The organism is Paenibacillus terrae (genome assembly GCF_005217525.1).
GTDB lineage: Bacteria > Bacillota > Bacilli > Paenibacillales > Paenibacillaceae > Paenibacillus > Paenibacillus terrae_C.
On record NZ_PNXQ01000016.1, the window covers coordinates 261729 to 271673 of the forward strand.

Below are 9945 nucleotides of genomic sequence, written 5' to 3' on the forward strand. Positions count from 1 at the left end.
GTTGAAGGAGAATTGTATTTTCGTAATGTAAGGTGTAAGAAATCGAATCCATGGATAAAGGATTCAAAGCATTTTGCAGGTTTACTTACATGGTTTAGAAATGATTGTCAGTTTTATGACATGACAACTGATGATGTTAGAAAGGTTATTCAATTTTGCTTGTATTCTAGCTTAATACCTGAACAAACAAAGTATGAATTTGAAGCTATGCTGAAACCTTGATTCAGCAGTTCTCAGGATACCCTCAGATGAATTAAATATCTAAGGTTAATAGTTATCCATATTATGTTTAACGCTCGTCTGGATGGGTTCCGTCACAATCAAGCTAAAAATGAAATAAAAATACAGGGAAATGGTCTGGGCGCTGGAAGGTTGCCTCTCACATCGCGAGTGCTTGTCAGACCGTTTATGTGAAGAATAAATATTGAAGGAAGAGAAGAACGAAGGATGATGCAGTACATTAAAGTTCCATATGCCATATTGGATTTGAATGTATCCATACAGTGCAAGTGTGTGTACCTAGCTCTCATGAGGGCCCGTAGTGGCAGTAGTAAGCAAATCAAAGTCAGGTTGGATACTGTAGCCCGAAACGCAGGACTCCAAATCAGGCAAACAGGGATGCATTTAGCTACGTTGTGCCGCCACAACGTACTGTCTAGAAAACAGATAAATTATGCAGGTAATTATGGTTGCAATACTTATCGTATTTTATGTGATGAAAGTAATTTTGCACAGCTTCCATACCCGATTGCATGGCATGAGGAATTAACCGCCTATGATAAAATCGCTTACTGTGTAATGAAGAGATATACCGACTTGAATAAAGGAAACTATACAAGCTATTTAAGTAAGGAGCAATTGGCAGGGCTGTTAAAATGCTCACCAAATCAAGTAGATAAAATCAAAGTACGATTGCGGAAAGCTGGATTCATTAGCTATGAGCGTAACAGCAAGGAAATTATCTTGATATATGAAAAAGAACTAGATAACGAGTAGCTGTGAAAGAAGAGGGATGAGTTGCAATTTATGCAGCGAGCATTAGCTCGCTGCTACTATTTCGAACTTTGTGAGAAATAGTAGATATATAGAATAAGATATATAGAAATGAGTGCAATGTGGGATTATTTAAAGTGCAGTCAGGAATTATTACGAAGTAAAGTTGATTTTAAGTCACTTAAAACGGGGGATGATAATCGAATGTTACACAATAGAATAGTGTTACATAGGCCAAATGTCCACGAGGGTAGGCGGGGTAAGACATCCGGGTTCTTTTCGGCGCTCTGGAGCTTTGCCGTTTACGTCGAAAGTAACACAATATATAATTATTATATAGTTAGTTACATATAGTTGAAGAGGTGTTTGGTATGGAATTTGTTGAACCAATAAGAAGTAAGCAACAGATTGATGCTTTGAAGAAGTATCTGCGAGGGCAGAATATCCGAGATTATCTATTGTTTGTGCTTGGCATCAATTCAGGGCTGCGAATATCTGATTTGCTCAAGCTTCAGGTGGAAGAGGTATACAATCAAGATCGGATCAGCCTTCGAGAGCAGAAGACGGGCAAGAGAAAAGATTTTCCCTTGTCGGATACCTGTAAAAAAGCAATTCAGGAATATGTAAAAGCAACAGGTCATAAGTCTGGGGCGCTGTTCGCCAGCCGCAAAGGTGGGAATCCAATTAGCCGAGTACATGCTTACCGGATACTGAGTGAAGGGGCAAGTCGTGTTGGCATTAAAGAAGCCGTTGGAACGCATACCTTGAGAAAGTCATTTGCTTTCCATGCTTACCAAAGTGGTGTAGATATTACCCGCATTCAAAAGCTGCTCAACCATTCAGCCCCAAGTGTCACTCTGGCGTACATAGGAATCACTCGACAAGAGCTGGATAATGTTTATTTCAATCTTAACCTATGAAGACGTTAACGGATGTTATACATCTGGTTAACGTCTTTTTCATTTTCAGTAGCATATGAAGGAGGCGTTTTACTAATGAAGCAAATCATCAATGCCAAAGGAACGAACATTTATCCGGGACAAGTAAAGTATGTATGGGTTGCAACTTGCTCTTGTGGGAATAAGCTTGTACGAGCAATGAAGGAATCTGGTTTGAAGATGTATATTGGTAAAGAACGTTTTTCCTGCAAACGATGTGGAGAACGCTTACATAAACAAGGACAACAGTATTTTAAAGGAGATCAGATGATTAGTCGGGAGCAGGTATGGGCGGCAACTGATTTTGATGAATAGCTTTTTTCTAAGAATAGCCTTGAAGTGGTCAAACTGTTAATTTTTTGTCCGATGAATATTTACACTTTCAGTATATAGCTAATCGACCGGGTTATGTCCTGTCCAACAAGATATATGCTTAAACTGAGCCGCAGAAGTGGAAATAAGGTGTAGGGAAATGTCAATTATGGATAAACAAATGCTGCTGATATTTGCAGATGCCATTCAGCGAAAAAGGTTACTACGAGTTGCGTTTACAACCAGAAGTGGAGAGGAACGGAGTAGACGATGTGCGCCGCTGGATTTAGCACCCAGTGAACGAGCAAAGATCAAATTTTACAAATATCATATGTGGGACTTGGATAGCCAGCCAAAACCACATTTACTGAGTTTGAGTCCAGAACAAGTTATCCAACTGGAGGTAACCGCCGAGTCATTTATGCCGGAGCAAATTGTAATCTGGACAAGGAAGAACCCTTGGACAATCGTTAGGGATTGGGGAAACCTGTCGTAAAGTATTCATTATAACTTTATTTAAATCAAGCTTTATGAGCCTGTAGTGTAGAAATTCACTATGGGCTTTGTTTTACCTTTTAAATGAAGATACATAGCAAAATAGTTACTATATTAAAATGGTAAGAACTGACTGAAACAAAACTTAATAGCGAACTCTCACAAAATCGAGCCTGCCGCAATACGTATATATGTTGGTAAGTTAGTCCCCTTAGTCGGCAGAAGTTTTGACTAAGCTAAGCAGGAGAATAAACCTGTCTTCGTATTATTGGTTACATATACTTATGGACCCACACAAACATCTCATTGATGGGATGTTCGTGTGAATGTTTTTTGTAATATATTCCATATTCCTTGGCAATAGCTTTTTTTCTTAAAAATGGGTTAAATAATCGTCATAATTTTCCATCTCATAGTATAATAAGATTACAGTTCATTGCTGTCGCGCCGCAGGACCCAGTGGCCAAACGCAGTGGTTTATATATTTTGTATGATTCGTTGATCGAAGCAACGATTTCGGAACTGCGGATATAAAGGTGGATGGGCAGCATATAAAGGCCGCCGATCCGCATGAAGTGAATTGGACACACTGCAATGCCGTTATTTTGTTCAACGAGCGTGAGTCCAGGGAGCATACGTTGGAAATCCGAATGGCAGCCGGCCACGAGGATAAGCGGTTTACTATCCTGGGATTCGGCTACGTGCCATAAGGCAGCGGGAAGGAGAAGAACCGCATATGTAAGGAATGCAGCATGCCCCGAATCCGGCATCAAGAAGTTTGTGTAAAAGGTAACGGTATCTCATTGGGTGAAAGCTTTTGGATACATAAGAATGGAGTATGTGGAGGATGAAACAGGTTTATGATTATTACGCTAAGAAATCTTTGTAAGCGGATACGTGCCTTGGATAATTGGAGACTGAAGACTAAGCTATACGTTTTATTTGTTTTTTGTGTATTAATCCCTGTGATTGCAACGAATTTATTATTTTATCAGAGTATTAAAGGGAGTATAGAGCAGAAGGAATATACCAACTCTAATCAATCTCTGCAAAGGATAAAATTTAATTTACGCAATATCATTGATAACAGCTTATATGTGTCAAACTTTCTTTATACGGATGAAATTTTGAACCGATTCATGGATTCTGTGTATCACAATGAAGAGGATTATTATCAGGCATACTATAATATGCTGAGTAATAACAACATATTTCGATATTATTACAGTTATCAAAAGGTGAATCAAATCACCTTTTACGTGGATAATGAAACGATTGTCAATGGGGGAAACTTTATAAAACTGGATGATACCATCCGTAAGACCGAATGGTACCAAGCGCTAACCAATACAAAAGATCATATTATGATTTATTCTTATTTTGACAAGCAGCAGGCTCAGATGTCACAAAGTCAAGGCGGACGCAAGGTAAGCATTATTCGAAAATTTGATTATTTTGGGGACAATCAAGTTGAAAAAATCCTTAAGGTCGATTTGGATTATAATTTTATCAATAAGTCCTTAAGAAATGAGAGCATGGATGGAAAGATGTATGTCGTAGCGAATGATAAGGTCATTTTCTCTAATGATCAGAAAATAAATAACAATCAAAAATCTTTTTACAGCATTGCCAATTGTGACATTTTTCCGGTTCAAAGGACTGAAGTGATCTCGATGGTATCCGAAGATTGGAAAATTATTGTTAGTATGGAGAGATTGAATATTTTATCCGAGGTACTGAATTCCAAAGTGAATTTTGTGATAATGATTGTTTTAAATTTATTGTTGCCGACGATGCTTATTTGGATGATCTCTCGCTCTCTCATTACTCGGGTAGAAATGATATCTAAGCATTTGGATAAAGTGAAGCAAGAGAAATTTGAAGTGATTGTCTGCCCTGAGGGGAAGGATGAAATCGGTAATTTGATCCGGAGCTACAATATGATGGTGACCAAGATCAAAGACTTGATCCTAATTGTATATAAAGATCAAGTGGAAAAACAAGCTCTGGAGCTCTCCAAGAAACAGGCTGAACTTAAAGCCCTCCAAAGTCAGGTTAATCCGCATTTTATGTTCAATACACTGGAAACCATCCGAATGCGGAGTTTGATCAAAAATGAAATCGAAACCTCCGAAATCATTAAGAAGCTTTCCTTACTATTAAGAAAAACAATTAATTGGGGAGATGATCTGATCTCTATCCGTGAAGAAATTAAATTTGTTGAGAGTTATTTAAACATTCAACAATATCGCTTTGGAGACAAGCTGCAGTATGAGATTCAGGTACTGGATGAGCAATTATTGGATTTGCAAATTCCGAAGTTAACGATATTAACCTTTGTTGAGAATGCTTGTATTCATGGCATTGAGAGTACCTCGCAAGACGGCAGCGTGACTGTCAAATTTGATGTTATGAATAAACATCTCTACATGACGATTCAAGACACAGGTGCGGGAATGGATGAACGAAAGCTAGAATATATTAGAAATATAATGGGCAATCCAAGCATTGATCGAATGAGTGAGCTTGATAGCATAGGTATGTTAAATGCATATATTCGGCTGCGCATATATTTTGATGAACGAGTGAATATTCGAATTTCTAGTGAAATGGGCAAGGGAACAGTAATAGAAATCAGAGTGCCTCTTTAACCAGCACAGGAATAAGGAGCATAGATATGATCAAAGTGTTGATTGTAGATGATGAACCGTTTATTCGACAAGGATTGCAATTATTGATTGACTGGGAGTCATACGGCTTTGAGATCTGCGGTCAAGCCTCAAATGGCTTGCAAGCGCTTCAAATCATCAAAACACTGCGCCCCAATCTTGTCATCGCTGACATTAAGATGCCGGAAATGAACGGAATCGAACTTTCCGAATCTGTATTCGAACAATATGGTGATGAAATTAAAATTATTATTTTAAGCGGGTTCTATGACTTTGAGTATGCTAAGAAAGCGATTAAGTATCATGTAAATGACTATATCCTCAAGCCAATTGTCCAAACAGAGCTTATCCAAGTGTTAGCGGAATTCAAAATGAAACATGAACAACTGAAGGAAGAGAGACAGAACCAAGTGAAGAATAATAAAATCATCCTGGATCAGCATATGCAGGCGATTTTGTGGGGGATGTTTGAAAAGGAAACGATTGATTATGTACTGCCTTTTTATCAGAAGTCCGGTAAATTTCGTTATGTGCTGATTGAGATGGATAAATCGAAAGGTTCATTATTTGAATTGTATCCTTGGGCGCGCAGCATGGTAGGCGAGCATTTTGAAATACAAATCATGAAGCAGTGTACAGGGGAGAAGAATGCCATTTGTATCATCGTTACTGATGAATTGCTTCAAGCCGATCATTCCACATTAGATGAATATATCAATCAATTATTTTCTGATTTAAGTCAACGTGAGGGAGTAGCCTTTTCAATCTATATTGGCAAGGAAGTTAGAAGCCTGTCGGCACTTCATGAATCGTATCAATCCTGTAGAAAGATGAAAAGCATGCTTTTTTTCACTAATAATAGACCGATTTATTATTATGAGAAAATGGACATGGAGATATTTAACATTCAGCGCAGTAATCTTGAAAAAAACGTATTCGATAATTTGATCAAGTCAATTGAAGACCAGCGTACAGATGTGCTTCAAACACATGTTGAAGCGATTTTTAAATATTTTAAAGCCGAGCGCATAGATCCTAATATTATAAGGCTAAATTTGAATTATTTATCATATTATTTATTGGAATTAATAACGAGCTTGAAAGGGAGCATGGACCTCGATTTGATAAAATCAGAGTTTCTTAAAGGGAATTATACAACCCTATCTATGGAGAAAAATATTCAAAATCTGTATGCGTTTTCTTTGAAATGTGTAGAGAAGTTGAAGGAACAGCACAGATTAAATTCAATGGGAGTCTTGGCCAAAATAGAAGCTTACATTCTCGAACATTACAAGGAGAATATAAGCCTTAAGTCATTGGGGGAACAGTTTTATATCAATAGTGCCTATCTGGGGCAGATTTTCAAAAAGCACTATAACTTATCATTCAATGATTATTTGAATCAATTACGTATCAGGAAGGCGGCAAAGTTACTGCGTAGAACAGATAAGAAGGTTTATGAAATAGCAGTTGCCGTCGGATATAGAGACTCGGATTATTTTATAAGCCGCTTTGAGAAAATGATGGGGGAGACCCCCCTGCAATATCGGAAAAAAACTATGCCTGTCGTTTCACTAACTCATGTGGAGAAAACCTTATCACAAGGGAATGAATGGTAAAAGTAGAGGGGGTTCAAGTGCGTCAACCAAAAACTGGATTTTTTTACGTAACTCCTTCGCAGAAAAGCACAGGATTTTTTTTGTTTCAATCCTTAATGAACTGGAATAATTAATGTTTTGACTATAATTTGCCCCGTTGAGGCGCTATATCGCACATGATACTTTGAATATAGCATATAGAAAGCGCTTTCTTATGCTGGGGATAAAAAATAATAATGGAGGGGTCCTTTTGAAAAAGTCTCTTGGAAGAACTACCACGCTGTTTATTTTGACGTGCTTGGTATTTACAGTTGTGCTCGCCGGATGCGGATCCAATCTACAAAGCAAGACGAAAGATGGGAAGGAGCTTAAAGAATTTTCGGCATTTTTTGCCGTACCGGGAAAGCTTGCGCCTGAAGACAACCGTATTTTGAAAGCGATTGAAGAAAAGACGGGTGTAAGTGTCACTATGGATTGGCTTACCGGTCAAACCGCCAAAGAACGTATTGGTGTGCTTATTGCCGGCGGGGAATACCCTGACTTTATTGATGGCAGCGATGGGACACAGCAACTGGTAGCGGCAGGAGCATTGGTTCCATTAGACGATTACATTGACAAATACCCGAATATTAAAAATTATTTAGGTAGCGATTGGAAGAAAATGAAAAACTCAAAAGATGGACATATATATTTCATTCCGCAGTTCGGCAATATTCAAGGTAAGCAAATGAATGTTACTCATAATGGAGAGGCATTTTGGATACAAAAAGCAGTGCTGGAGTGGGGTGGTTATCCAACTATTAAAACTCTTGATCAGTATTTTGATTTGATTGAGCGTTATAAGGCCGCACATCCGACAATTGATGGTCAACCGACCATCGGATTTGAAATTATCTCCTATGACTGGCGTTACTTCGCTTTAGAAAATCCCCCGCTGTTCTTGGCAGGTTATCCAAATGAAGGTGCCGCAATTGTAGATAAAAAAACATTAACGGCATTAAATTATAATACGATACCAGAAGCCAAGGCATATTTTAAGAAAATAAATGAAGTTTACCATAAAGGACTAGTTGATAAAGAAACCTTTACTGCGAATTATGATCAGTATATTTCCAAATTGTCGACTGGACGCGTACTTGGTATGGTCGATCAAGGCTGGCAGTTTTTAGACGCTGAGGCATCGCTCGTAAAACAAAAATTATCTGAAAGAACGTACGTTCCTTTATCCATCACACTTTCAGAGGAAGTAAAAGGCCGTTATCAACACAATCCAATTCTGAACGTAAATGGAGGCCTGGCGATTACGAAAAGTTGTGATGACGTTGAAGGAGCTCTGCAATACATTAATGATCTGTTGGATCCTGAAATAGAAATCTTGAGAACTTGGGGACAAGAAGGAATTGATTACCAGGTTGATAAGAACGGCGTTTTCTATCGGAATGAAGAACAACGCGCAAATGCTAAAGACCCGGATTGGGTTCTGGCGAATACAGGAAGTCCTTTAGTTTATTTCCCGCATCATGAAGGCATGACCGCTAAAGGGAAAAATGCGATGGATCCTAAGGAACAACCTGACGAGTACATTGCAACTTTAAACGAGATTGACAAAAAAGTATTGAAAGCTTACGGATATAAGAAATTCACGGATTTTCTTGAGCCTGCAGAAGAAAATGAACCATGGTTCCCTATCTATACTTATAATTTTGCACCGAACGCACCAGAAACGATAGCGAAACAAAAGATGGATGACGTGAAGAGAAAATGGCTTCCCAAGGTTATCATGACGCCACCGTCCGAATTTGACAAAGCATGGGAAGAGTATCAAAGCACTCTTAAGCAGAATGTGGATATTAAAGCCTACGAAGATGCGCTAACCAAGGAAGTTCGAAGACGTGTTGATTTGTGGGGATAATGCCCAAGTGCAGTATAAGGGTTATGGGACTACTCTCCCATAACCTTTATTTAACGGGTAAATTGTAATCAAGGAGAGAAAAGGATGAGAAGAACAGAGATGCGATCCCCAGAAATAATACTTGATGACAAGCAAGAGGAAAGTTGGCTCAAATATAATCTGCGCAGAATGAGAAGTCAGCAGCAATTACTATGGATGTCAATTCCATTTGTTATTTTTATTTGTATTTTTGCTTATGGCCCGCTTTGGGGCTGGTTGATGGCATTTCAAAATTATAAGCCAGGTGTCAGTTTCTTCGAGCAAGAATGGGTTGGACTGGATCAGTTTAAAATGTTGTTTACAGATCCTGACTTCCTTCGCGTTATCCGCAATACATTGGCTATGAGCTTAATTTGCCTAATTCTTGGCTTTGTAGGCTCTATCGGGTTAGCTCTCCTACTAAACGAATTGAAGAATGTATTGTTCAAGCGTATTGTACAGACGGTATCTTACCTGCCGCACTTTCTTTCGTGGATTATCGTTACAGGCATTGTAGCCGACGTATTGTCGACCGAGACAGGAATTGTCAATGTTTTGTTGACCAAGCTTCATTTGATCAGTGAACCGATTAATTTTTTTGCGGATCCAAAATACTTTTGGGGTATAGTTGGATTTTCTAGTTTGTGGAAAGAAATCGGCTGGGGGACGATTATTTACTTGGCCGCAATGACATCTATTAATCCCAGCTTGTATGAAGCGGCATCTATTGATGGGGCTGGACGATTTAGAAGAATGTTCAGCGTGACTCTTCCCGGCATTAAATCAACGATTACTATTCTGCTTATAATCAACATTGGTAATATTTTAAACGCAGGGTTCGAGGTTCAATATCTGCTTGGCAACGGATTGGTACAGGATGTATCCGAGACGATTGATATTTTTGTATTGAAATACGGGATTAATTTAGGAAACTATTCTTTTGCCACGGCAGCCGGAATTTTCAAGAGTGTAATTAGTCTTGTGCTCATATTTATGGCCAACGGATTTGC

Annotated in this window: 8 protein-coding genes and 1 pseudogene; all 9 read left to right on the forward strand. The window is 38.6% G+C overall.

Going from position 1 to position 9945, the window contains the following annotated elements:
• The coding region (locus tag C1I60_RS24920) for a hypothetical protein (RefSeq protein WP_212734488.1) at positions 1–222 on the forward strand (222 nt) is incomplete at its 5' end.
• Between the two features lie 396 nt (positions 223–618).
• Positions 619–996 carry a helix-turn-helix domain-containing protein gene (locus C1I60_RS18795; protein WP_170970847.1) on the forward strand — a complete coding sequence of 126 codons (378 nt, stop codon included), beginning with the start codon at positions 619–621 and terminating at the stop codon, positions 994–996.
• 368 nt (positions 997–1364) lie between these two features.
• Positions 1365–1913, forward strand: coding sequence for a site-specific integrase (locus C1I60_RS18800; protein WP_170970848.1), 549 nt, complete (start codon positions 1365–1367; stop codon positions 1911–1913).
• A gap of 75 nt (positions 1914–1988) precedes the next feature.
• On the forward strand, positions 1989–2246 hold the full coding sequence (locus tag C1I60_RS18805; RefSeq protein WP_137063116.1) for a hypothetical protein: 258 nt from the start codon (positions 1989–1991) through the stop codon (positions 2244–2246).
• A 998-nt stretch (positions 2247–3244) separates the two neighbouring features.
• Positions 3245–3448, forward strand: a pseudogene (locus tag C1I60_RS18815) (SGNH/GDSL hydrolase family protein); the annotation flags it as partial.
• 150 nt (positions 3449–3598) lie between these two features.
• Entirely contained in the window at positions 3599–5389 is a 1791-nt protein-coding gene (locus tag C1I60_RS18820) for a sensor histidine kinase (RefSeq protein WP_137063118.1), read from the forward strand.
• A gap of 26 nt (positions 5390–5415) precedes the next feature.
• Positions 5416–7026, forward strand: coding sequence for a response regulator transcription factor (locus C1I60_RS18825; protein ID WP_137063119.1), 1611 nt, complete (start codon positions 5416–5418; stop codon positions 7024–7026).
• A 229-nt stretch (positions 7027–7255) separates the two neighbouring features.
• Entirely contained in the window at positions 7256–8917 is a 1662-nt protein-coding gene (locus tag C1I60_RS18830; RefSeq protein WP_137063120.1) for an extracellular solute-binding protein, read from the forward strand.
• An 84-nt stretch (positions 8918–9001) separates the two neighbouring features.
• Positions 9002–9945 (forward strand): ABC transporter permease (locus C1I60_RS18835; RefSeq protein WP_434784407.1); only part of this gene is annotated, 944 nt, incomplete at its 3' end.